This is a genomic window from Pseudomonas sp. PME37.24/025, from assembly GCF_055556615.1.
Genome location: NZ_JBVHNK010000003.1, coordinates 128,346 through 150,941 on the forward strand (window position 1 = coordinate 128,346; position 22,596 = coordinate 150,941).

20 protein-coding genes are annotated in these 22,596 nt (G+C 60.0%); 8 read left to right on the plus strand and 12 right to left on the minus strand.

Going from position 1 to position 22,596, the window contains the following annotated elements; all coding sequences use genetic code 11:
- The 5 genes from ACZ3HH_RS06580 to ACZ3HH_RS06600 form a co-directional block, all read right to left on the minus strand.
- Complete coding sequence (locus ACZ3HH_RS06580) at window positions 1–1,818, minus strand: ABC transporter ATP-binding protein (protein WP_465803546.1); 1,818 nt, start codon at window positions 1,816–1,818, stop codon at window positions 1–3.
- Window positions 1,811–2,413: a DsbA family protein gene (locus tag ACZ3HH_RS06585; RefSeq protein WP_465804027.1), complete on the minus strand. Its 603-nt coding sequence runs from the start codon at window positions 2,411–2,413 to the stop codon at window positions 1,811–1,813. The genes ACZ3HH_RS06580 and ACZ3HH_RS06585 overlap by 8 nt, the downstream gene beginning before the upstream one ends.
- A 39-nt stretch (window positions 2,414–2,452) precedes the next feature.
- The gene (gene trhO / locus ACZ3HH_RS06590; RefSeq protein ID WP_460145066.1) at window positions 2,453–3,394 is read right to left on the minus strand and encodes an oxygen-dependent tRNA uridine(34) hydroxylase TrhO; all 942 of its coding nucleotides are present in this window, start codon (window positions 3,392–3,394) and stop codon (window positions 2,453–2,455) included.
- Between the two features lie 295 nt (window positions 3,395–3,689).
- The gene (locus ACZ3HH_RS06595; RefSeq protein WP_008005913.1) at window positions 3,690–3,989 is read right to left on the minus strand and encodes a BolA family protein; all 300 of its coding nucleotides are present in this window, start codon (window positions 3,987–3,989) and stop codon (window positions 3,690–3,692) included.
- A 12-nt stretch (window positions 3,990–4,001) separates the two neighbouring features.
- Window positions 4,002–4,526 (minus strand): DUF2059 domain-containing protein, encoded by a 525-nt coding sequence (locus ACZ3HH_RS06600; protein WP_008005911.1) that lies wholly within the window; start codon window positions 4,524–4,526, stop codon window positions 4,002–4,004.
- A 192-nt stretch (window positions 4,527–4,718) separates the two neighbouring features.
- Here ACZ3HH_RS06600 and ACZ3HH_RS06605 point away from each other — a divergent pair, with 192 nt between their 5' ends.
- Window positions 4,719–6,113 (plus strand): class II fumarate hydratase, encoded by a 1,395-nt coding sequence (locus ACZ3HH_RS06605; RefSeq protein ID WP_465804029.1) that lies wholly within the window; start codon window positions 4,719–4,721, stop codon window positions 6,111–6,113.
- 130 nt (window positions 6,114–6,243) lie between these two features.
- Here ACZ3HH_RS06605 and ACZ3HH_RS06610 read toward each other — a convergent pair whose 3' ends face one another.
- Window positions 6,244–7,203, minus strand: coding sequence for a DMT family transporter (locus tag ACZ3HH_RS06610; RefSeq protein WP_465803548.1), 960 nt, complete (start codon window positions 7,201–7,203; stop codon window positions 6,244–6,246).
- Window positions 7,204–7,404: 201 nt separating this feature from the next.
- Here ACZ3HH_RS06610 and ACZ3HH_RS06615 point away from each other — a divergent pair, with 201 nt between their 5' ends.
- Entirely contained in the window at window positions 7,405–7,599 is a 195-nt protein-coding gene (locus tag ACZ3HH_RS06615) for a DUF6316 family protein (protein WP_465803549.1), read from the plus strand.
- 167 nt (window positions 7,600–7,766) lie between these two features.
- Here the strand turns inward: ACZ3HH_RS06615 and ACZ3HH_RS06620 are convergent, their stop codons facing one another.
- Both ACZ3HH_RS06620 and pap read right to left on the minus strand, forming a co-directional pair.
- Window positions 7,767–8,951, minus strand: a complete 1,185-nt coding sequence (locus ACZ3HH_RS06620) for a thiolase family protein (RefSeq protein WP_465803551.1) — start codon at window positions 8,949–8,951, stop codon at window positions 7,767–7,769.
- Between the two features lie 105 nt (window positions 8,952–9,056).
- Window positions 9,057–10,580 carry a polyphosphate:AMP phosphotransferase gene (gene pap / locus ACZ3HH_RS06625; RefSeq protein WP_465803552.1) on the minus strand — a complete coding sequence of 508 codons (1,524 nt, stop codon included), beginning with the start codon at window positions 10,578–10,580 and terminating at the stop codon, window positions 9,057–9,059.
- A 323-nt stretch (window positions 10,581–10,903) separates the two neighbouring features.
- On the opposite strand from pap, the gene mnmC reads away from it, so the two are divergent.
- The 5 genes from mnmC (at window position 10,904) to ACZ3HH_RS06650 (ending at window position 18,301) form a co-directional block, all read left to right on the plus strand.
- Window positions 10,904–12,886, plus strand: coding sequence for a bifunctional tRNA (5-methylaminomethyl-2-thiouridine)(34)-methyltransferase MnmC2/FAD-dependent 5-carboxymethylaminomethyl-2-thiouridine(34) oxidoreductase MnmC1 (gene mnmC / locus ACZ3HH_RS06630; protein ID WP_465803553.1), 1,983 nt, complete (start codon window positions 10,904–10,906; stop codon window positions 12,884–12,886).
- 123 nt (window positions 12,887–13,009) lie between these two features.
- Window positions 13,010–14,782, plus strand: a complete 1,773-nt coding sequence (locus ACZ3HH_RS06635) for an N-acetylglutaminylglutamine amidotransferase (RefSeq protein ID WP_465803555.1) — start codon at window positions 13,010–13,012, stop codon at window positions 14,780–14,782.
- Window positions 14,783–14,785: 3 nt separating this feature from the next.
- Window positions 14,786–16,534 (plus strand): N-acetylglutaminylglutamine synthetase, encoded by a 1,749-nt coding sequence (ngg, locus tag ACZ3HH_RS06640; RefSeq protein WP_465803556.1) that lies wholly within the window; start codon window positions 14,786–14,788, stop codon window positions 16,532–16,534.
- A gap of 161 nt (window positions 16,535–16,695) precedes the next feature.
- Window positions 16,696–17,886, plus strand: coding sequence for an osmoprotectant NAGGN system M42 family peptidase (locus ACZ3HH_RS06645; protein WP_465803557.1), 1,191 nt, complete (start codon window positions 16,696–16,698; stop codon window positions 17,884–17,886).
- A gap of 187 nt (window positions 17,887–18,073) precedes the next feature.
- Entirely contained in the window at window positions 18,074–18,301 is a 228-nt protein-coding gene (locus ACZ3HH_RS06650; RefSeq protein WP_025212539.1) for a YheU family protein, read from the plus strand.
- Window positions 18,302–18,306: 5 nt separating this feature from the next.
- Here ACZ3HH_RS06650 and csrA read toward each other — a convergent pair whose 3' ends face one another.
- The 3 genes from csrA to ACZ3HH_RS06665 form a co-directional block, all read right to left on the minus strand.
- Entirely contained in the window at window positions 18,307–18,492 is a 186-nt protein-coding gene (csrA, locus tag ACZ3HH_RS06655) for a carbon storage regulator CsrA (RefSeq protein ID WP_030132007.1), read from the minus strand.
- 153 nt (window positions 18,493–18,645) lie between these two features.
- A complete protein-coding gene (locus ACZ3HH_RS06660; RefSeq protein ID WP_008012017.1) occupies window positions 18,646–18,978 on the minus strand; it encodes a YnfA family protein in 333 nt (110 codons plus the stop codon).
- A gap of 63 nt (window positions 18,979–19,041) precedes the next feature.
- Window positions 19,042–19,857 carry an SDR family oxidoreductase gene (locus ACZ3HH_RS06665; RefSeq protein WP_007899657.1) on the minus strand — a complete coding sequence of 272 codons (816 nt, stop codon included), beginning with the start codon at window positions 19,855–19,857 and terminating at the stop codon, window positions 19,042–19,044.
- A gap of 293 nt (window positions 19,858–20,150) precedes the next feature.
- Between ACZ3HH_RS06665 and ACZ3HH_RS06670 the strand changes: the two genes are divergently transcribed.
- A complete protein-coding gene (locus tag ACZ3HH_RS06670; protein ID WP_008012020.1) occupies window positions 20,151–20,303 on the plus strand; it encodes a DUF3309 family protein in 153 nt (50 codons plus the stop codon).
- A gap of 59 nt (window positions 20,304–20,362) precedes the next feature.
- Here ACZ3HH_RS06670 and ACZ3HH_RS06675 read toward each other — a convergent pair whose 3' ends face one another.
- Complete coding sequence (locus ACZ3HH_RS06675) at window positions 20,363–22,456, minus strand: LTA synthase family protein (protein WP_465803558.1); 2,094 nt, start codon at window positions 22,454–22,456, stop codon at window positions 20,363–20,365.
- Window positions 22,457–22,596 lie beyond the last annotated feature (140 nt).

The following is a 22,596-nucleotide window of genomic DNA, read 5'->3' on the forward strand; positions in this document are numbered from 1 at the left end:
TCAATGCTGCTGCAAATGCCCATAAAGCCTGGCATACAAACCACCATCAGCAATCAACTGCTGATGGTCGCCATCCTCGGCAACTTGCCCACCATCGAACACCAACACCCGGTCGGCCTGCTTCACGGCCGACAAGCGGTGCGCAATGATCAGCGTGGTGCGGTTGCTCAAGAACCGCGCCAGTGCCTGGTGCAAGTTGTATTCGGTGGCTGCGTCCAGGGCGGACGTGGCCTCGTCGAGGATGACCACTTTGGGTTCGGCCAACACCATTCGCGCAATCGCCAGGCGCTGACGCTGCCCGCCGGATAAACGCACACCGGAGCGCCCGACAATACTGTCCAGGCCGTTGGGCAATTCACGCACCGTGTTGTGCAACTGAGCAATTTCCAATGCCTGCCAGCAGGCTTCGTCGCTACGTTCGCGGCCCATCGTCAGGTTGGCGCGCACCGTGTCGTTGAACAGTGCCGGATGCTGCAAGACCACGGCGACATTTTCACGCACGGTTTCCAGACCGATCTCTTGCTGAGTCGAACCACCGAAACGGATGGTGCCGGCCAGCGGCGTGTACAAACCCAGCAACAACTGCACCAGGGTGCTTTTACCACCGCCGCTGGCGCCGACAATCGCGACTTTTTCACCGGGGGCAATCGACAGGTTCATTTGGTTCAACACCAACTCGTCGCCGTAGCCGAAACTCAGCCCCTGAACTTCGATGCCTACCGTGTCTCGCCCCTGGAACGGGTCGACACTGCCGGTGTATTGCGGCTCATCGGCGCGGGCCAGCAACTCGTTGATTCGCGAAAGTGCACCGCCGGCGGCGTAAAAGGCGTACTGCAGGTTGAGCAGTTGCTCCACCGGACCGATCATGAACCACAGGTAGCTGAACACGGCCAGCATCTGGCCGATGGACAGGTCGGAAAACAGTACGGTGAGCATGGCCGCGGCACGGAAAATATCGATGCCGAACTGGAACAGCAAGCCGCTGGCACGGTTCGACGCATCGGTTTTCCATTGTGAGTTCACCGCGTAATCGCGCACCTCACGCGCCCGCTGGCCAAGCCGTCCGAGGAAAAACCCCTGACGATTACCGGCGCGCACTTCCTGGATCGCATCCAGGGTTTCGGTCAAGGCCTGGGTGAAGCGCGAGGTGCTGTCGTTCTCGAGTTTCTTCAGGTGTTTGACCCGTTTGCCCAACTGCACCGTGGCATAGATCACCAGCGGGTTGAACAGCAGGATCAGCAGTGCAAGTTTCCAGTGCATCCACATCAGGATGGAGGCGGTGCCCACCAGCGTCAGCATGGCCACGAGGAAACGACTGAGGGTTTCGCCGACGAATTTGTCCAGCGTGTCCAGGTCGGTGACCAGGTGCGTCGTCACCGTGCCGCTGCCCAGGCTTTCGTATTCACCCAGGGAGATACGCTTGAGCCGTTCGATCAGCCGCACCCGAATCCGATACACAATGTCTTTGGCCAGCGCCGCAAACAATTTCGCCTGCACTACGTTGAACAACAACGCCGCACAGCGTAGTGCCAGGGTCACCAATAGCATCAGACCAATGTAACCCGCAGCTTTCTGCCAGACGTCAGGCAGCGCGTGGTTCATGATTTTCAGCGCGGCATCACCGTGGCCCAGCAGTACTTCGTCGACCAGCAACGGCAACAGCAAGGGGATCGGCACGCTGCACAGCGTTGCCAACACCGCGACGCCGTTGGCGATCCACAGGGATTTTTTATGGTGAAGGGCCAGTCGACGGATTTCCGCCCAGCTCAGACGGTCGACACGTGCAAGGGCTGGAACGTCATCGGACAGCTCACGCACAGGCAGCGCGCTCCAGCCAGCGGCCGAGCAACGGTGACAACACACTCAAAGGCTGATACCCATTGGTCAGCAACGCCAATTGACCATCACGCTCCGCCAGCAAGGTCGGGAAACCGGCAATGCCCAGGTCCTGAACCCAGGTGAAATCGGCAGCGGTCGCGGCGTGCATATCGGCACGGTCGAACGCGGCGGCGAACTCGATGCGCGGCAAACCCGCCTGCTCTGCCAGCTCAACCAACACGCTGGCGTGGGTGACGTCGCGCCCTTCGGCGTAGAACGCGTGCTGGATCAACCCGAGCAATTTCCACGCGCAATCCGGTGCCAGGCTGCGCGCCGTCACCAGCGCCCGACACGCAGGCTCGGTGTCGTAGACGAACCCGTTGGGCAACGCGCCTTCAAATTTGAACGGTTGGCCGGTGGCCTCGGTGACCGCCTGCCAGTGTTCAAGGATGTAGCGCCGAGTGGTCGGCTCCAGCGCTGAGCCGCTGCCGGTGCGCAAACCGCCGACTACCAGATGCACGTCCACCCCCGCCGCCTGCGCCTGCTCGACCAGCGCGTTGGCCACTGGCGCAAAACCCCAGCACCAGGAACACATCGGGTCCATCACATAGAGCAGGCGACATGCAGACATGGTTCAAGCCTCGGAAGGAGTTTGCTTGTAGTTGTAACCGATCGGGTGCGGCATATTGCGCGCCTTGGCCAGTTCGATCTGCTTCTGCCGGTCGATGGCACTGCGACGGGTTTTCTCGCTCAGCTTATCCCAGCAATGCGGGCAACTGATGCCGGCCACGTAGTGCTCGGATGCGCGGTCTTCGACGCTGACCGGCGTACGGCAGGCATGACATTGATCGTAGTCGCCTTCGCTGAGGTCGTGACGAACGGTCACGCGGTTATCGAACACGAAGCAGTCGCCCTGCCATTTGGTTTCTTCCTGCGGCACCTCTTCGAGGTACTTCAGGATGCCACCCTTGAGGTGATAGACCTCATCAAAGCCCTGGCTGAGCATGTAGCTCGAAGCCTTCTCGCAGCGAATGCCGCCGGTGCAGAACATCGCGACTTTTTTGTGCACGGCCGGGTCGAAGTGTTCTTTGATGTAGTCGGGGAATTCGCGAAAACTGGTGGTCTTCGGATCGATGGCGCCTTCGAAGGTGCCGATCGAGACTTCGTAGTCGTTACGGGTGTCGATCAGCAGTACTTCCGGATCGCTGATCAGCGCGTTCCAGTTCTGTGGATCCACATAGGTGCCGACTTTTTTGTTCGGGTCCACGCCTTCGACGCCGAGGGTGACGATTTCTTTCTTGAGTTTGACTTTGGTGCGATAGAACGGCTGATCGTCGCAGTACGACTCTTTGTGATCGATGTCGTCCATGCGTGGATCGTTCTTGAGCCAGGCCATCAGCCCGTCAATGCCTTCGCGGCTGCCGGACACGGTGCCGTTGATGCCTTCTTCGGCGATCAGCAGGGTGCCTTTGATGCCGTTGTCGACCATTGCTTGCAGCAACGGCTCGCGCAGGGCGACGTAATCTTCCAGGGTGACGAACTTATACAGTGCCGCCACGACAATCTGTTGTGTCATCGGTAATTCTCCAGGTGGCTACCCTCGTAAGGGGTGAACCGGATGCGAAAAAAAAACGCGCCGGGTGAGCGGCGCGTTGCGGATTCTAGCAAAAACGGTGTGATTTTAGGACTGTGAGATGCCTTTGTGGCGAGGGAGCTTGCTCCCGCTCGGCTGCGAAGCAGTCGTAATGCTGGCGACTGCACTCTTTCAGACAGAATGCTGTTGCAGGTTTTGGGACTGCTTCGCAGTCCAGCGGGAGCAAGCTCCCTCGCCACAACAGCCCTTCAGCTCTTCAGCTCTTCAGCCCGTCACACTAATGCTTGCTACCGCCAGCACAGGTCGGCGAGGCCGGAGCCGCGTCGATCTGTGCCCATTCTTGCGGCGTGTAGGTATGCAGCGCCAACGCATGGAACTCGCCCATCAGCTCGCCCAAAGTGCCGTACACCTTCTGGTGACGCTTGACGCGATTGAGGCCTTCGAACTGCTGGCTGACCACCACCGCCTTGAAGTGGGTCTGTAACCCACGGCTGTGCATGTGGCTTTCATCCAGCACTTGCAGATGCTCGGGCTGTAGCAGCCCGAGCGTCGATTCGATGCGTTGTTGCATGGTCATCCCGAACTCCGCTTAAGGCTTTTTCTTGGCAGGAGCAGCGGCGCCTTTAGGCTCCAGCTCAGCCGTCATGTCAGCCAGCAGTTTGTTGACCACAGGCACCGCGCTTTCCAGCTTGGCTTGGGTCATCTGGGCCGATTGCTGAGTCAGCTGCGGCATTTTTTCCAGGACTTTCTTGCCCAGTGGAGACTGGTAGAACGCAACCAGATCCTTGAGCTCGGATTCGCTGAAATTGGTGGTGTAAAGCTTGACCATGTCCGGCTTCAGCTTGTTCCAGCCAATGGCTGCGTCCAGAGCAGCGTTGGCCTTGGCCTGGTAAGTTTCCAGCAGGGCTTTTTTCGATTCAGGGGCTTTGGTCTGTTCAAAGCGCTGAGCGAACATTTGCTGCACTTGCATGTACACCGGAGTGCCCAATTTGTCAGCGTGCGCCAGGGTCAGGAAAGCTTCGGCACTGGCGTTGTGGCTGGCGGTATCGGCAAAAACCTGGCCGCTGGCGCAAACCAGTGCAACCGCGGTACAGATGGCACGAAGACGAGTCATCGAGTTTCCTTTTCTAGCAGGCGAGGCAAAACCTCAAGGGCGTCCATTCTGCACCTAAAAAAGTGTGTCACTCAACCCCAAGCCTTGTCACGCCTGATTTAGAGGGGTTGAACGGTCAAATTCCAGACTGATGGAACCACAGCCGGCGATCACGGCCTAAACTGCGCTATCAGACCTACAGGAGTGTGCATGATGAGCCGTATTGAAACCGACAGCCTGGGCCAGGTAGAAGTCCCGGATGACGCTTACTGGGGCGCTCAGACGCAACGCTCGCTGATCAACTTCGCCATCGGCAACGAGCGCATGCCTCTGGCGGTGCTGCACGCCCTGGCCCTGATCAAGAAAGCCGCGGCGCGCGTCAACGATCGCAATGGCGACCTGCCCGCCGACATCGCCCGGCTGATCGAACAAGCCGCCGACGAAGTACTCGACGGTGACCATGACGACCAGTTCCCGCTGGTGGTCTGGCAGACCGGCAGCGGTACCCAGAGCAACATGAACGTCAACGAAGTGATCGCCGGTCGCGCCAACGAACTGGCCGGCAACCCGCGCGGTGGCAAGACTCCGGTGCACCCCAACGATCACGTCAACCGTTCCCAGAGCTCCAACGATTGCTTCCCCACGGCCATGCACATCGCGACGGCTCAGGCGGTGCAACAGCATTTGCTGCCGGCGATCAGCGAGTTGTCTGGCGGGTTGGCGGAGTTGTCCGCACGGCACATGAAACTGGTCAAGACTGGTCGTACCCATATGATGGACGCCACGCCGATTACCTTCGGCCAGGAACTCTCGGCGTTCATCGCGCAACTGGATTACGCAGAGCGGGCGATTCGCAGTGCGCTGCCGGCCGTCTGTGAGCTGGCTCAGGGCGGCACTGCGGTTGGCACCGGATTGAACTCCCCCCACGGTTTTGGCGAAGCGATCGCTGCTGAACTGGCCGCCCTTTCCGGCTTGCCGTTCGTCACCGCCCATAACAAATTCGCTGCCCTGGCCGGTCACGAACCGTTGGTCACCCTCTCCGGCGCACTGAAGACCCTTGCCGTGACCCTGATGAAAATCGCCAACGACCTGCGTCTGCTGGGCTCCGGGCCGCGAGCGGGGTTTGCCGAAGTGAAACTGCCAGCCAATGAACCGGGCAGTTCGATCATGCCCGGCAAGGTCAACCCGACTCAGTGCGAAGCGCTGTCGATGCTGGCCTGTCAGGTATTGGGCAACGACGTCGCCATCGGTTTTGCCGCCAGTCAGGGCCACCTGCAATTGAACGTGTTCAAACCGGTGATCATCCACAACCTGCTGCAATCGATCCGCTTGCTGGGCGATGGTTGCAGCAATTTCCAGCAGCATTGCATTGCCGGGCTGGAACCGGATGCCGAGAAAATGGCCGAGCATCTGGAACGAGGTTTGATGCTGGTGACGGCGCTGAATCCGCATATCGGTTACGACAAGTCGGCGGAGATTGCCAAGAAGGCTTACAGCGAGGGGCTGACCTTGCGCGAGGCGGCGTTGCAGCTGGGCTATCTGACGAATGAAGAGTTCGATGCGTGGGTGAGGCCGGAGGATATGTTGGAGGCGGGTGCCAAAGGCTGAGATCTCTGGCGCCGACAGTCAGTCTTCGCGGGCAAGCCACGCTCCCACAGGATTTGTGTCGATCCTGAATATTGTGATCGACACAAAACCTGTGGGAGCGTGGCTTGCCCGCGATGAACGATAACGCAGTCTAACTGGCCGCCATCCGCAACCGCCGGGCACGAAGCCCCGCCATCAACGATGGCCCCAACGCCACCAACACCGACCCGAGCACCACCAACACCGCCCCGCCATAACCCAAGCCATTGATCTGCTCGGCATGCACATACTCCGGCCATAACCACGCAGCCACGGCCACGGCGGCAAAGGTCACCAGCGGCGTGATCGCCAGCGTCGCACTGACCCGTGAGGCTTCCCAATGGGCCAGCGCTTCGGCGAAGGCGCCGTAAGCGATCAACGTGTTCAAACAGCACGCCAGTAGCAGCCAGCCTTGCAGCGGACTCAACTGCAGCGCCTCCAGCGGATGCACCCACGGCGTCAGCAACAGCGCACAGAACAGGTAAATCACCATCATCACCTGCAACGAATTCCACACCGTGAGCAACTGCTTCTGGCCCAAGGCATAGAAGGTCCAGACCGTGGACGCCAACAGCACCATCAGCACACCGACGGTGTAATCGGTCAGGGAGGTGAGCAACTCGCTCAAACGCTGATTGAAGAACAATGCAAAGCCGATCAGCAGCACCAACAGGCCAATCCCCTGCCCCACGCTAAACCGTTCCTTGAACACGAACAGACTGGCGATCAGCAACATGATCGGGCCCATTTGCACCACCAGTTGCGCGGTGCCGGGGCTGAGCAGGTTCAGGCCCATCAGGTACAGCACGTAGTTGCCGACCAGACCGAGTACCGCCATCAACACCAGCCAGCCGCCGCGCGGGCCGAGGGCTTTGCGACTCGGCAGGCGTTTGGTCGCCGCCAGATAAATGAACAGGCAACCGCCGGACACCAGCAGGCGAAACCAGGTCACCGTCACCGGGTCCATCACCAGTAGCACTTGCTTGAGCTTGATCGGCAGGATTCCCCACAGCAGCGCGGTCAGCAAGGCCAGGCACAGACCATAAACCCAGCGACCCGATGAAATATGCATGCTGACCCCGAAGCCGATTGGCGAAAACGGTCATTCTAGGCTCAGACCGGGGCGCGACACAGGGACAGTTGCCAACGGGCCGCGAATGAAACTGTGCAGGTCGCACCCTAAAGTTGACGATATGCCGTCGATCAGGTGGCCAGGCGGGGCAAGTGGTTCATGCATAAGCTCATTGAAACCGTCACCCGCAGGAGATCGCCCATGTACGGCATGCGCGCCCAAGACAACGCCCCCGCCACCCACTTTCGTTGTGACCGGTTGTGTCGTGTGAATGGAGAGCTGTATTTCACCACACGGGAACGCACGCTGGAGGGGCCGTTTGAAAACCGGGAAGCAGCGATGCGTGAGATTCAGGCGTATATCGAGCGGATGCAGTTTTTGTGCATGAGCCGATAGACCGCAGCGTCTTCATCGCGGGCAAGTCGAATCGTCGCACCGCCGCTCCCACAGGGTTTGTGGCGTTCGCAGTATTTGTGATCGCCGCCAATTACTGTGGGAGCGGCGGTGCGACGATTCGACTTGCCCGCGATAGCAATGCAACAGTCTCTACATAACCAGGGTACTTACCGCACCACCTCAAACAACCCCGTAGCCCCCATCCCGCCCCCCACGCACATGGTGACGATGCCGTAGCGCAGGTTACGCCGCTGCAACTCACGCACGATGTGCCCGACCTGACGCGAACCGGTCATGCCGAACGGATGGCCGATGGCAATCGAACCGCCGTTGACGTTGTACTTGTCGTTATCGATTTCCAACCGATTGCGGCTGTACAGGCATTGCGAGGCGAACGCTTCGTTGAGCTCCCACAGATCAATATCGGCAACCTGCAACCCCTTGGCCTTGAGCAACTTCGGCACCGAGAACACCGGGCCGATGCCCATCTCGTCCGGCTGGCACCCGGCCACGGCAAAACCGCGGAAGAAGGCTTTGGGCTTGAGCCCCAGCGCCAAAGCTTTTTCCAGGCTCATCACCAGAGTCATCGAAGCGCCGTCGGATAATTGCGACGAGTTGCCGGCGGTCACCGAGCCGTCTTCGGCAAACACCGGTTTCAACCCGGCCAGACTTTGCAACGTGGTGTCCGGGCGGTTGCAGTCGTCGTGATCGACGATGCCATCGAGGATCTGCACCTGGCCGGTAGCCTTGTCTTCAACGCGATACTTCACCGCCATCGGTACGATTTCATCGCTGAACAACCCGGCGGCCTGCGCCAGGGCGGTGCGCTGCTGGCTTTGCAGGGCGTACACATCCTGCTCTTGGCGACTGACATCGTAACGACGCGCGACAATCTCGGCAGTCTGGCCCATGGGAAAATAAATGCCCGGCACCTGCTCTTTCAGCAGCGGGTTGATCAGGTTGTCGGTGTTGACGCTTTTCATGGTCAGGCTGATCGACTCGACGCCACCAGCGACAATGATGTCGCTGCAGCCCGAAGCAATCTGATTGGCGGCAATGGCGATGGCCTGCAAGCCTGACGAACAGAAGCGGTTAAGGGTCATGCCACCCGTGCCGATACCCAGATGCGACAGCACCGCGACGTTGCGGCCGATGTTGAAACCCTGGGCGCCTTCGTTGGAGCCGGCGCCGACGATGCAATCCTCGACGCTGGCCGGGTCGACGTCATTGCGCGTGAGCAGCGCGTTGACACAGTGGGCCGCCATGTCGTCCGGACGGGTCATGTTGAACTTGCCGCGAAAGGATTTGGCCAGGCCGGTCCGCACGCTGTCGACGATCACCACTTCACGCATGGCATACACCTCATTGTTGTTGTCAGTCAGGAGTTGGACCGAGCATAAGTCCACCCTATGACTGACTGCGACAATCATTCACCCCGCGTATGCGCAGCCATCGGTTCAGCGCTTGCGCTTTTGCAGTTTCTTCTCGCGTTTGTCGGACTTTTCGAAGGCCTCTTCCAGCGCCTGGTTAATGGTGCGCAAGACCTTGACCCGCGCCCAGCGCTTGTCGTTGGCTTCCACCAGGGTCCACGGCGATATTTCGGTGCTGGTGCGATCGACCATATCACCGACGGCGGTGCGATAGTCATCCCATTTATCGCGATTGCGCCAGTCGTCTTCAGTGATCTTGAAGCGCTTGAAGGGGATCTCTTCACGCTCCTGGAAACGCTCCATCTGAGTCTGTTTGTCGATGGCCAGCCAGAACTTGACCACGATTACTCCGGCATCGGCGATCTGCTCTTCGAAGTCGTTGATCTCGCCATAGGCGCGCATCCAGTCCGCCTTGCTGCAAAAGCCTTCGATGCGCTCCACCAACACCCGGCCATACCAGGAACGGTCGAACACAGTGAATTTCCCCCGGGCCGGAATATGCCGCCAGAATCGCCAGAGATACGGCTGCGCCCGTTCCTCCTCGGTAGGTGCGGCGATCGGTACGATGTCGTACTGGCGTGGGTCAAGCGCTGCGGCCACCCGACGGATTGCTCCGCCCTTGCCTGCCGCGTCGTTGCCTTCGAACACCGCGATCAACGCGTGGCGACGCATGCGCTTGTCGCGCATCAGCCCGGAAAACCGTGCCTGCTCGGTAATCAGTTGCTCTTCGTAATCGTCCTTGTCCAGCTGCAGGGTCAAGTCCAGGCTGTCGAGCAGATTCAGTTGATCGACGCTGGGGAACAAGGGCGCCGCACTGACTTTGTGCGGGTGAATCCTCGGTCTCTTCAGCGCGCTCTGCAGGCCCTCGAGCAAGATCTTGCCGACCGTCAGGCTCCGATAGCGCGCGTCCACGCCGGCGATCACATGCCACGGCGCATAGTCGCGGCTGGTGCGGCGCAGCACCCGTTCGCCGTACTTCACGAACTTGTCGTAGGTCGCGGATTGTTGCCAGTCCAGCGGGCTGATGCGCCAGCTGTGCAGCGGGTCGTCGGCCAGCGCCTTGAGCCGCGCTTTCATTTGTTTTTTGGAGAGGTGAAACCAGAACTTGAAGATCAGCGCGCCTTCGTCGCACAGCATCTTCTCCAACCGCTCGGCCCCATTGATGCTTTGATCGAGTCGCGGATCCTTGAACAAACCATGAACCCGTCCTTGCAGCATCTGGCTGTACCAGTTGCCGAAGAAAATCCCCATGCGGCCCTTGGCCGGGAGCATCCGCCAGTAGCGCCAGGCCGGTGGTCGCGCCAGCTCTTCGTCGGTCTGCTGGTCGAACGTACGCACCTCGATCAGGCGCGGGTCCATCCATTCATTGAGCAACTTGACCGTCTCGCCCTTGCCGGCCCCTTCAATGCCGTTGATCAAAATGATCACTGGAAAGCGCTGTTGCTGCCGGAGTTCGAACTGCGCTTCGAGCAAAGCCCCACGCAAGGCTGGCACTTCGGCGTCATAGGTTTCTTTGTCGATGGCATGACCGATTTCGGCGGATTCGAACATAGAGAGCAGCTCCTTCCAGGATTGAGCAAGACTAGCGGATTGACTGCTCATGTGTAGGACAAATCAGTCTTTGGGGCTGATACAAATCCTGTGGCGAGGGAGCTTGCTCCCGCTGGACGGCGAAGCCGTCCCAACATCCGCCCCCCGCACTCCAGCGGTACATAGACAACCAACTTGCGGCTGCTTCGCACCCGAGCGGGAGCAAGCTCCCTCGCCACAAAAGCGACGATTTTCCCTGACACAACCAATGTGGCACTTGCCACGGATCAAGCGCCGCAGCAGCGATCGGCTAGAATGGCCACCTTGCCGTTACCGAGCCTGCCATGAAACCTGTATTGCCCCACGCCCAGCTCGACTGGGACGACCAAGGTCGCCCGCGTTCACGGGTGTTCGATGATGTGTATTTTTCCGACCTGTCGGGCCTTGAAGAAACCCGTTACGTGTTTCTGGAGCAAAACGATTTGCGTGACCGTTTCGCCGCCTTGCCGGTGGATGGTCGACTGGTGATTGGCGAGACCGGTTTCGGTACCGGGCTGAATTTTCTCTGTGCCTGGCAGTTGTTCGAACAGCACGCGGTGGCCGGTGCGCGGCTGCATTTTGTCAGTGTCGAAAAGTACCCGCTGAGCGCGCCCGATCTGCAACGCGCCCTGGCGTTGTGGCCGGAGCTCAAACCGTTTGCCGATCAATTGCTGGCGCAATACGTAGCGATCCATCAAGGCTTTCAGCGCCTGATGCTGGACAACGGCCGCGTCACCCTGACCTTGCTGATCGGCGATGCACTGGAGCAGTTGCCACAACTGGATGCGCAGATCGACGCCTGGTTTCTCGACGGTTTCGCCCCGGCGAAAAACCCCGACATGTGGACTGCCGAATTGTTTGCCGAACTGGCTCGCCTGGCGGCGCCCGGCTCGACCATCAGCACCTTCACCAGCACCGGCTGGGTTCGCCGCCTGTTGAACGCGGCGGGTTTCAAGATGAAACGCACGCCCGGCATCGGCCACAAGTGGGAAATTTTGCGGGGCACGTTCCTCGGTTGGCCTGAAGAGGCCACTAAACCAGCCGCGACAAAACCATGGTTCGCGCGCCCACAACCGCTGACCGGCGAACGCCGCGCCCTGGTGATCGGCGCCGGGCTGGCCGGTTGCGCGAGTGCCGCCAGCCTGGCCGCACGAGGTTGGCAAGTGAGCCTGCTGGATCGCCACGAAGCACTGGCGCAGGAAGCCTCGGGCAATCCTCAGGGCGTGCTGTACCTCAAGCTTTCGGCCCATGGCACGGCATTGTCGCAATTGATCGTCGGCGGTTTTGGCTACACCCGCCGCCTGCTGGAACAGTTGCAGCGTGGCGTCGACTGGGACGATTGCGGAGTATTGCAACTGGCCTTCAATGCCAAGGAAGCCGAGCGTCAGGCGCAATTGGCCGCGGCCTTTTCACCGAGCCTGGTGCACCTGCTCGATCAACCCCGGGCCCAGGCCCGGGCCGGTATCGAATTGGACCACGGCGGCTTGTTCTACCCTGAAGGCGGCTGGGTTCATCCGCCCGCGTTGTGCCAGTGGCAGGCGTCCTCAACGAACATCCAGTGGCTGCCCCATCGCGAGGTGCTGGAACTGCGCAAGATCGATGATCAGTGGCAGGCCTGGGACGGTGATGCACTGCTAGCCAGCGCGCCCGTGGTGATTCTGGCCGGTGCCGCCGAGATCAAGCGGTTTCCACACAGCGCCGATCTGCCCCTCAAACGCATTCGCGGGCAGATCACCCGGCTGGCACAAACCCCTGAAAGCCAGAGCCTGGCGACCGTCGTCTGCGCAGAAGGCTATGTGGCGCCCGCACGCTTGGGCGAACACACACTCGGCGCCAGCTTCGATTTCAAAAGCGATGAGCTGACCCCGACCGTCGCCGAACACCTCGGCAACCTGGCGTTGCTCGAGGAAATCTCCACTGACCTGGTCGCCCGTCTGCATGTTTCAGACCTGGACCCGCAGCAGCTTGAAGGGCGCGCTGCATTCCGCTGTACCAGCCCCGACTATCTGCCGATCGTCGGACCGTTGGCCGACCAGGCTGCCTTCGCCGAGGCCTATGCCGCGCTAAGTAAAGATGCCCGGCAAGTGCCCGATGTGCCCTGCCCATGGCTCGAGGGGTTTTACGTCAATAGCGGTCACGGTTCTCGCGGTTTGATCACCGCGCCGTTGTCTGGCGAGCTGTTGGCGGCATGGCTTGAAAACGAGCCGTTGCCCTTGCCGAAAGCGGTGGCTGAGGCCTGCCATCCCAACCGTTTTGCCTTGCGCCAATTGATCCGCGGAAAAGCCTAACCCACAGCCTTATAACTTATCGGTCTAAAACTCCAGGGATTCACATGGGTCAGTTTCCGGGTACCCGCCGTTTTTGGCGAGGTACCGATTGACCCTCCCCAACGGAAAAACCGGTAAGGACTTATGTGCGGATTAGCTGGAGAATTACGTTTCGACCATCAACCTGCGGACCTCGCAGCCATAGAACGAATCACCCATCACCTGGCCCCTCGCGGCCCTGATGCATGGGGCTTCCACAGCCAGGGGCCGATTGCCCTGGGCCATCGGCGCCTGAAAATCATGGACCTGTCGGACGGCTCGGCACAGCCGATGATCGACAACCAATTGGGCCTGTCCCTGGCCTTCAACGGCGCGATCTACAACTTCCCGGAACTGCGCACCGAGCTGGAAAGCCTCGGGTACGCCTTCTATTCCGGCGGCGACACCGAAGTGCTGCTCAAGGGTTATCACGCCTGGGGCGAAGCCCTGTTGCCCAAACTCAACGGCATGTTCGCCTTCGCCATTTGGGAGCGTGACGCCAAACGTCTGTTCATTGCCCGCGACCGTCTCGGCGTGAAGCCCTTGTACCTGTCGCGCACCGGTCAACGCCTGCGCTTTGCCTCGGCCCTGCCGGCATTGCTCAAGGGCGGCGACATCAACCCGATCCTCGATCCGGTGGCGCTCAATCATTATCTGAATTTCCACGCTGTGGTCCCGGCCCCGCGCACCTTGTTGGCGGGCATCGAAAAGCTGCCTCCGGCGAGCTGGATGCGCATCGACGCAGACGGCACCACCGAGCAGAAAACCTGGTGGACCCTGCCCTACGGCCCCCACGCCGACGAACTGAACCTGACCCTCGAAGACTGGCGCGATCGCGTGCTCGACAGCACCCGTGATGCGGTGGCGATCCGTCAACGGGCGGCGGTGGATGTCGGCGTGCTGCTTTCCGGCGGCGTCGATTCGAGTTTGTTGGTAGGCCTGTTGCGCGAAGTCGGGGTCGAAGATTTGTCGACCTTTTCCATCGGTTTCCAGGATGCTGGCGGCGAGCGCGGTGACGAGTTTCAGTATTCGGACTTGATTGCCAAACACTACGGCACCCAACACCATCAACTGCGCATCGACGAAAAAGAGATCATCGAGCAACTGCCTGCGGCGTTCCGCGCCATGAGCGAGCCGATGGTCAGCCATGACTGCATCGCCTTCTACCTGCTGTCGCGCGAAGTGGCCAAGCACTGCAAGGTGGTGCAAAGCGGCCAGGGCGCGGACGAGCTGTTCGCCGGGTATCACTGGTATCCGCAGGTGGATGGTGCGAGCGATCCGTACGCGGCGTATCGCGATGCGTTTTTCGACCGCAGCTACGCCGACTACGCCGCCACAGTGCAGCCGAAATGGCTGATGGCCAACGACGCGGCCGGCGACTTCGTGAAAGAGCATTTCGCTCAGCCCGGTGCCGATGCAGCCGTGGACAAAGCCCTGCGTCTGGACAGCACCGTGATGCTGGTGGATGACCCGGTCAAACGGGTCGACAACATGACCATGGCCTGGGGCCTGGAAGCGCGCACGCCGTTTCTCGACTATCGCCTGGTGGAATTGTCGGCGCGGGTTCCGGGCAAATTCAAACTGCCGGATGGCGGCAAGCAAGTCTTGAAAGAAGCGGCGCGGCTGGTCATTCCGAGTGAAGTAATCGACCGCAAAAAGGGTTACTTCCCGGTCCCAGGCCTCAAGCATTTGCAGGGCGATACGCTGAACTGGGTGCGTGAACTGCTGCTCGATCCGAGTCAGGATCGTGGTCTGTTCAACCCCGCCATGCTCGACCGCCTGCTGACCGATCCGCAAGGTCAACTGACCCCGTTGCGCGGCTCCAAGCTGTGGCAATTGGCAGCCCTGAACCTGTGGCTCAGTGAACAAGGAATCTGATCGATGAAACCTCACGCCACGGCTTATAGCCAACGCTTGTTGCGCGGTCAGGCGCCCTCCTACGAACGCTTGCAGGCGCGCCTGGCCGAAGACGGCAGTGAATTGGGCGCCGCGCCAATCGCGGTGCATTGCGGCTGGGGCCGGTTGCTGATCGGCCACACCTTTCCCGATGCGGCGAGCCTTGCCCAGGAGTTGCTCAATGAGCAGCCCGGTGAGCGGGACATTGCCCTGTACGTTGCCGCGCCCCAGCAAGTGCTGGGGCTGGAGCCGGCGCAGCTGTTTCTCGACCCGTCCGACACCTTGCGCCTGTGGTTCAGCGATTACCGTCAGGCCACCCGGGTGTTTCGCGGCTTCCGCATCCGTCGGGCGCAAAGCGAAGCGGACTGGCAAGCCGTCAATCAGCTGTATCAGGCGCGCGGCATGCTGCCGATTGATGCGAGTTTGCTGACGCCTCATCACCAGGGCGGCCCGGTTTATTGGCTGGCCGAAGATGAGGACAGCGGCGCGATCATCGGCAGCGTCATGGGCCTGAATCATAACAAGGCCTTCAACGACCCGGAAAACGGCAGCAGCCTGTGGTGTCTGGCGGTCGATCCGCAGTGTTCCCGCCCAGGCGTCGGTGAAGTGCTGGTGCGGCACTTGATCGAACATTTCATGAGCCGTGGCCTGAGCTACCTGGACCTGTCTGTGCTGCACAACAACCGTCAGGCGAAAAGCCTTTACGCCAAGCTCGGTTTTCGCAACTTGTCGACCTTTGCCATCAAGCGCAAAAACGGCATCAACCAGCCTTTGTTTCTCGGCCCCGGCCCCGAAGCCGAGTTCAATCCGTATGCGCGAATCATCGTCGAAGAGGCTCATCGGCGCGGCATTGATGTGCAAGTGGATGACGCACAAGCCGGTCTGTTCACCCTGATTCACGGCAGTCGTCGGGTACGTTGCCGCGAATCCCTGAGCGATCTGACCAGCGCCATCAGCATGACGTTGTGCCAGGACAAAAGCCTGACTCACAAGGTGCTGAAAAACGCCGGTCTTAAACTGCCCGCCCAACAACTGGCGGGAAGCGCGGACGACAATCTGGCGTTTCTCGACGAGCACCAACGGGTGGTGGTCAAACCGCTGGACGGTGAACAGGGCCAAGGTGTGGCGGTGGATTTACGCACCATCGAAGAGGTCCAGCAAGCCATCGAAAGCGCTCGTAAATTCGATAGTCGAGTACTGCTGGAAAGCTTTCACGAAGGCCTCGACTTGCGAATTCTGGTGATCGGTTTCGAGGTGGTCGCGGCCGCCATTCGCCGGCCGGCGGAAGTGGTGGGCGATGGTCAGCATTCCATCCATGCGCTGATCGAAGCCCAGAGCCGCCGCCGTCAGGCGGCGACCAGCGGTGAAAGCAAAATCCCGCAGGACCATGAGACCCAGCGCACGTTGCAGGCTGCGGGTTACGACTACAGCAGCATTCTGCCGGCCGGCGAGCATCTGTTCGTGCGGCGCACGGCGAATCTTCATACCGGCGGCATTCTTGAAGACGTCACGGCGATTCTGCATCCGACCTTGGTGGATGCGGCAGTGCGCGCGGCGCGGGCGCTGGATATTCCGATGGTCGGGCTCGACCTGATGGTGCCGGCCGCTGATCAGCCGGAGTATGTGTTTATCGAAGCCAATGAACGCGCCGGGCTGGCCAACCATGAACCGCAGCCGACGGCCGAACGGTTTGTGGATTTGTTGTTTCCGCATAGTCAGCCGGTGGTTTCATAAAGGTGTGTCGCCTGAACTGACGCCATCGCGGGCAAGCCCGCTCCCACAGGGTCCGCGGTCACTGTGGGAGCGGGCTTGCCCGCGATGGCGGCCTGACAGGCAATGCAGATTCCCCCCTCCTCATCGAAACCATCGATGCTCTCAACCCATCAGGAGTTTCCATGACCAGCAAAATTCCCGAACCGGATCTCAATTACCTGCAAAAAGTCCTGCTGGAAATGCTCGCCATCCCCAGCCCCACCGGGTTCACCGACACCATCGTGCGTTACGTCGCCGAACGTCTCGAAGAGCTGGGCATTCCCTTTGAGATGACTCGTCGCGGCACCATCCGCGCCACCCTCAAGGGCAAGAAGAACAGCCCGGACCGCGCCGTCTCCGCTCACCTGGACACCATTGGCGCGGCGGTTCGCGCGATCAAGGACAACGGTCGCCTGACCCTGGCGCCAGTCGGTTGCTGGTCCAGCCGTTTTGCCGAAGGCAGCCGCGTCAGTTTGTTCACCGACAACGGCGTGATTCGCGGCAGCGTGTTGCCGCTGATGGCCTCCGGGCACGCGTTCAATACTGCCGTGGATGAAATGCCGATCAGCTGGGACCATATCGAATTGCGTCTGGACGCCTATTGCGCTACCCGCGCCGATTGCGATTCGCTGGGGATCAGCGTCGGTGATTTCGTCGCCTTCGACCCGTTGCCGGAGTTCACCGAAAGTGGCCACATCAGCGCCCGCCACCTCGATGACAAGGCCGGCGTTGCCGCCCTGCTGGCAGCGCTGAAAGCGATTGTCGACAGCGGCGAAGAGTTGATGATCGACTGCCATCCGCTGTTCACCATCACCGAAGAAACCGGCAGCGGTGCGGCGGCGGCCCTGCCCTGGGATGTCAGTGAATTCGTCGGTATCGACATCGCGCCGGTCGCGCCCGGCCAGCACTCCAGCGAACACGCAGTAAGCGTGGCAATGCAGGATTCCGGCGGGCCTTATGACTATCACCTGTCGCGCCACCTGCTGCGGCTTGCCAGTGACAATGAACTGCCGGCGCGCCGTGACCTGTTCCGCTATTACTTCAGCGATGCTCACTCAGCCGTCACTGCCGGCCACGACATTCGCACCGCCCTGCTGGCCTTCGGCTGCGACGCCACCCACGGCTACGAACGCACCCACATCGACAGCCTCGCCGCCCTCAGCCGCCTGCTCGGTGCCTACATCCTCAGCCCGCCGGTGTTCGCCAGCGATGCACAACCGGCCAAGGGATCGCTGGACCGGTTCAGTCACCAGATCGAACACGAGACACAGATGGAAAGCGATACGCGGGTGCCGTCGGTGGATAGCCTCGTCGGACAGCGCTCGGATAGCTGAACTTGGCATTTTCTTCGCGTGAAAGATTGCCATCGCGGGCAAGCCCGCTCCCACAGGGAAATGCGGTCAACTAATGTGGGAGCGGGCTTGCCCGCGATGAGGACCGATCAGGCACCACATCAGGTCAAGGCTAGCCGCCCCCCTTCATTCGCCGTAGCATCGCGCCATTGTTTAGCCGAGGTGCCTTATGCTGATCCCCCACGACCAACTTGAAGTCGATACGCTGACCCGCCTGATCGAGGATTTCGTGACCCGCGACGGCACGGACAACGGCGATGACACACCGCTGGAAACCCGCGTCTTGCGTGTTCGTCAGGCATTGACAAAGGGCCAGGCGCTGATCGTCTTCGATCCGGACAGCGAACAATGCCAATTGATGCTCAAGCACGACGTGCCCAAGCATCTGTTCGACTGAGGTTCTTAACGAGCTTTGGCTTTGGCCTGTTTGATCTGGATGCGCTCATAGACCTCGGCGCGATGTACGTTGACCTGCTGCGGCGCTTCAACACCGAAGCGCACGCTGCTTCCGTTGACGGCGAGAACCCGCACGGTGATGTTGTCACCAATGGAAATCAACTCGCCCACAACGCGACTAAGTACAAGCATGGCATTCATCCTTCAGGGTTACCGGCCCTTGAAGATGCCCGGCGCGTAGCGGGTCTTCAATGCAACAGCAGCAAAACAGTCTCGCCCTACAGCGCAGAATGCATCGCCCTGACGGAAGCATCCGACAAACCGGTTGAATGAAGGACCAATCCTTCAGGAAGCGGAAAAACGCGGGCCAAACAGGATGACGCTCGCCCCGATCACACACAGCGCTACGCCAATCCAGTCCGAGCCCAGCGGACGAATCCGCTCGACCACCGCTAGCCAGCCGATCGAGGCAATGATGTAGATGCCACCATAGGCGGCATAGGCGCGGCCGGCGTAGCTCGCTTCGACCCGGGTCAGCAGCACCGCGAACAAGATCAGGCTGAGCAATGCCGGAATGATCCACCAAGCACTTCTACCTTGGCGCAACCACATCCAGAAGGCGAAGCAGCCGGCGATTTCGAACAGCGCGGCGAGGAAAAACCACAGGTAATTGAGCATGCAGACGTCTCGTGAGGATGACCGGTGCGGCCACCCTAACGACGGTATTGCGCACGGGCAAGTTCAGCCTGCGGATTGTTTGGCCTTGGCGCGCATTTTGTCGGCCATCACGGTCATTTCGTTGTAGAGCACTTGCGGGTCTTTTTGCTTGATCGCCCAGGCCATACGGCCCTGTTCGTGAGGCAGGATCAAGAATTCGCCGGCGGCGACCTGCTGATAGATGTAGTCGGCAATGTCGGCAGCGCTGATCGGCGAACTTTCCAGCAATTTACCGACCTGGGCTTTCATGGCCGGGGTCGGGCCGCGGAAGGAGTCCAGCAAGTTGGTCTGGAAGAACGATGGGCAAACGACATGCACGCTGACTTCCTCGTGGGCCAGTTCGATCAACAGACTCTCGGACAAAGCCACCACACCCGCCTTGGCCACGTTGTAGTTGCTCATGGCCGGGCCTTGCATCAGTGCCGCCATCGAGGCGATGTTGATGATCTTGCCTTTGCTCTTCTCCAGCAGTGGCAGGAAGGCCTTGCAGCCCTTGACCACGCCCATCAGGTTGATCGCGATCTGCCAGTCCCAGTCTTCCAGCGACAGTTCACTGAAGAACCCGCCCGAGGCCACACCCGCGTTGTTGACGATGACATCGATGCCGCCGAACTTCTCTTCACAGGCTTGGGCGAAAGCCGTCAGCTGGCTGTAGTCGCGCACATCGCAACGCTGGATGAAACCGTCACCGCCGGCTTCGCGAACCAGTTTCAGGGTTTCTTGCAGACCGGGTTCACTGACATCCGACAAGGCCAGCTGCCAGCCTTCACGCGCCCAGCGCAGCGCGATTTCGCGACCCAGGCCTGAGCCCGCGCCAGTGATCATCATGCGATTTTGCATAGCAAACAGCCTTGTTGTTCCGGGGAAGATGCACCGAGTGTAGCGAAGGATAATGCGCGACCCACGCTCCATCAGATTGCTGAATGGCCAGCAATGAACCACGGCGCGGTCCGGTTGTTTCAACTTTGATACGCCGTAAAAGAAATAAACGTGCTTTCCAAATACATTAAAAAAACCTGGAATTTTTCTTCATATCCATGAGTCGGATTTTGTAAGCAGCTAGGATTAATACAAGTCCAGCTGATGGCTAAAACCCTAGGTCAATCCACAACGCTTCCAACAAGGAAACAGACATGGGCACAATTCTTATCGTTATTCTTATCCTGTTGTTGATAGGTGGCTTGCCGGTCTTCCCGCACTCCAGAAGTTGGGGTTACGGCCCGTCCGGTATCATCGGCGTAGTGTTGGTGGTGCTGTTGATCCTGCTGCTACTGGGCAAGATATAAAGATTTTCCGGCAAAAAAAAGAGGCCCTGCGAAGGGCCTCTTTTCTATTGCGGTAAAACTTAGTCCGGTTTGCCGTGAACCACACCGGCGGTGTTATCGATCAGGCTTTTAGTGGCCGTTTGCAGGAACGCTTCGAGCTTGAGCTTCAGCTCGGCTGTACGCGGTGCATTCGGAACGATCTCGGCATGAGGCGTCGCGCCCAGTTCATACTGATACACCTTCGGCGCCATTTCCTTTTCCTTTGGCAGAACCAGAATCTGGTCATCCGTGATGATGGCGGTGGTTTGCTCGCTACCCGACGGCTTGATCACGCCAAAACCGGTGTCGCCTTCAGGCAGGTTGAGCAGGTCGCGTCCCCAACACTGATGACGCACTTCGCCACCAATGCGACCCATGATGGTCGGCACGACGTCGATCTGAGTGCCCACTGTATGGTCACGCTGGCCGAACTTCTCCTGGATGCCCGGTGCGATCATCAACATCGGCACGTTGAAGCGGCCCAGGTCCATTTCGGTGATCTGACGCTCGTTACCAAAACCGTGGTCGCCGACGATGACAAACAGGGTTTCCTTGAAGTACGGCTCCTTGCGGGCCTTTTCAAAGAATTGGCCCAGTGCCCAGTCCGCATAACGCATGGCGGTCAAATGCTCGTTCAGGCTGCCGCGATCGGTTACACGCTCAACCGGCAATGGCGTCGGCAAGGCATATGGCGTGTGGTTGGACAGGGTTTGCAGCAATGCATAGAACGGCTTGCCGTTTTCCCGCGCCTTGAGCTCTATCAGACCACGGTCGAACATGTCCTGGTCGGACACGCCCCAGGTCGGATCGGAGAACACCGGGTTCACGAAGTCGTTACGACCGATGAAGTTGGTCATGCCCTGGTTGCTGAAGAAACCCGATTGGTTGTCCCAGGCAAAGTCGCCGTTATAGACATATACGTCGCCGTAATCACGGGCGCTGAGCAACTGTGGCAGACCGGACAGTTTGTGGCTGCCTTCCGGAGTCTGCATCAGGTATTCGAAACCCGGCAGGTTCGGGAAGCAGGCCATGGTGGCGAACATCCCCTGGTGGGTATGCGTCCCGTTGGAGAAGAAGCGATCGAACAGCAGACCTTCTTTCGACAGTTTGTCGAGGTACGGCGTGATGTTGCCCGGTGCGCCCAAGGCACCCACCGAGTGACCGGCCATGCTTTCCATCAGGATCACGACGACGTTCTTGATCGGCAGGGTCTTGTCGGCCGGCGGCATGTAATCGCGACGCACCGCTGCGATATCGCCATCCACCAGTTTTTCGTCCGGCATCACCAGCATGTCACGCACGATTTGCTGAGCTTGCGGCTGTGGCAGCGTTGCCTTCCAGATATTGTCGCGATCTTCGGACATCCGGCTCTTGGCCGCCGCGATCAGCGATAGCGTGCCATTGAGACCTAGCTGGTTGGCGAAGTTGGAGTCGGTGGTGTAAACGTCACCCCAACGCAGCGGTGGGCCCTGACGCAGGGTGCCGCGAGCGGCGACCACGCAGACCAACAGGCAAACCACAAACACCACGCCACGCGCATACCACGGAGCGACCTGACGCGTGCCAATGCTGCCACCGCTGAACGGCCCGCGAGGACGCGTGGCGCGGTCGGCGCCCTTGAACGCGAGGGTCAGAATCAACGTGCCTACGGCCCAGGCCAACAGATAGCGAACCACCGGAAAACCGTACCAGAGCATGCTCATCACGGTTTTCGGGTCTTCCTTCACGTACTGGAAGACCAGACCGTTGAGGCGCTGGTGGAATTCGCGGTAAAAGTCCATCTCCATCAGGCCGAGGAACAGCGCGATGCTCGAGGCAACGGTCAACCACAGCCGGAAGAACCCGCGGGCGGCCATGGCCCGGGCGCTGAACAATGCCAGCAGCAGCGGAATGCTGAGGTAAACCACCAGACGCAAGTCGAAACGCAGGCCGTTGGCGAACGCTTCCAGAAAGGTCGAAGCCGGTGTGTCGAGGATCATCGAGCTGTTGTAGACCAGCAGCGCCACGCGCAGCAGGCTGAACATGACCATCATGACCAGGGCACACAACAGTGTGTAGGCCAGATGCGATTTGACGGTCGGTTGCAGCAGGCGACTAGAAGCTCGCTGCTGACTCAGGGCGTCCGGGTTTGCCATGTCGTTTTAGGACCCATTGGAAGTTGAAGTTTCAAAAAATACAGCGGCGTCTTGCCTGATGCTGGTCGGTTAACCTGTGGGAGCGGGCTTGCTCGCGAAAGGCGGCGGCGCAGTCAACATTGATGTCGTCTGACACACCG

Bases quoted from the DNA above. Each gene is read 5' to 3' on its own strand.
- ACZ3HH_RS06585 (WP_465804027.1), bottom strand. From the start codon at position 2,413: ATGTGTTCCTGGTGCTGGGGTTTTGCGCCAGTGGCCAACGCGCTGGTC.
- trhO (WP_460145066.1), bottom strand. From the start codon at position 3,394: ATGACACAACAGATTGTCGTGGCGGCACTGTATAAGTTCGTCACCCTG.
- ACZ3HH_RS06595 (WP_008005913.1), bottom strand. From the start codon at position 3,989: ATGACCATGCAACAACGCATCGAATCGACGCTCGGGCTGCTACAGCCC.
- ACZ3HH_RS06600 (WP_008005911.1), bottom strand. From the start codon at position 4,526: ATGACTCGTCTTCGTGCCATCTGTACCGCGGTTGCACTGGTTTGCGCC.
- ACZ3HH_RS06605 (WP_465804029.1), top strand. From the start codon at position 4,719: ATGAGCCGTATTGAAACCGACAGCCTGGGCCAGGTAGAAGTCCCGGAT.
- ACZ3HH_RS06610 (WP_465803548.1), bottom strand. From the start codon at position 7,203: ATGCATATTTCATCGGGTCGCTGGGTTTATGGTCTGTGCCTGGCCTTG.
- ACZ3HH_RS06615 (WP_465803549.1), top strand. From the start codon at position 7,405: ATGTACGGCATGCGCGCCCAAGACAACGCCCCCGCCACCCACTTTCGT.
- ACZ3HH_RS06620 (WP_465803551.1), bottom strand. From the start codon at position 8,951: ATGCGTGAAGTGGTGATCGTCGACAGCGTGCGGACCGGCCTGGCCAAA.
- pap (WP_465803552.1), bottom strand. From the start codon at position 10,580: ATGTTCGAATCCGCCGAAATCGGTCATGCCATCGACAAAGAAACCTAT.
- mnmC (WP_465803553.1), top strand. From the start codon at position 10,904: ATGAAACCTGTATTGCCCCACGCCCAGCTCGACTGGGACGACCAAGGT.
- ACZ3HH_RS06635 (WP_465803555.1), top strand. From the start codon at position 13,010: ATGTGCGGATTAGCTGGAGAATTACGTTTCGACCATCAACCTGCGGAC.
- ngg (WP_465803556.1), top strand. From the start codon at position 14,786: ATGAAACCTCACGCCACGGCTTATAGCCAACGCTTGTTGCGCGGTCAG.
- ACZ3HH_RS06645 (WP_465803557.1), top strand. From the start codon at position 16,696: ATGACCAGCAAAATTCCCGAACCGGATCTCAATTACCTGCAAAAAGTC.
- ACZ3HH_RS06650 (WP_025212539.1), top strand. From the start codon at position 18,074: ATGCTGATCCCCCACGACCAACTTGAAGTCGATACGCTGACCCGCCTG.
- csrA (WP_030132007.1), bottom strand. From the start codon at position 18,492: ATGCTTGTACTTAGTCGCGTTGTGGGCGAGTTGATTTCCATTGGTGAC.
- ACZ3HH_RS06660 (WP_008012017.1), bottom strand. From the start codon at position 18,978: ATGCTCAATTACCTGTGGTTTTTCCTCGCCGCGCTGTTCGAAATCGCC.
- ACZ3HH_RS06665 (WP_007899657.1), bottom strand. From the start codon at position 19,857: ATGCAAAATCGCATGATGATCACTGGCGCGGGCTCAGGCCTGGGTCGC.
- ACZ3HH_RS06670 (WP_008012020.1), top strand. From the start codon at position 20,151: ATGGGCACAATTCTTATCGTTATTCTTATCCTGTTGTTGATAGGTGGC.
- ACZ3HH_RS06675 (WP_465803558.1), bottom strand. From the start codon at position 22,456: ATGGCAAACCCGGACGCCCTGAGTCAGCAGCGAGCTTCTAGTCGCCTG.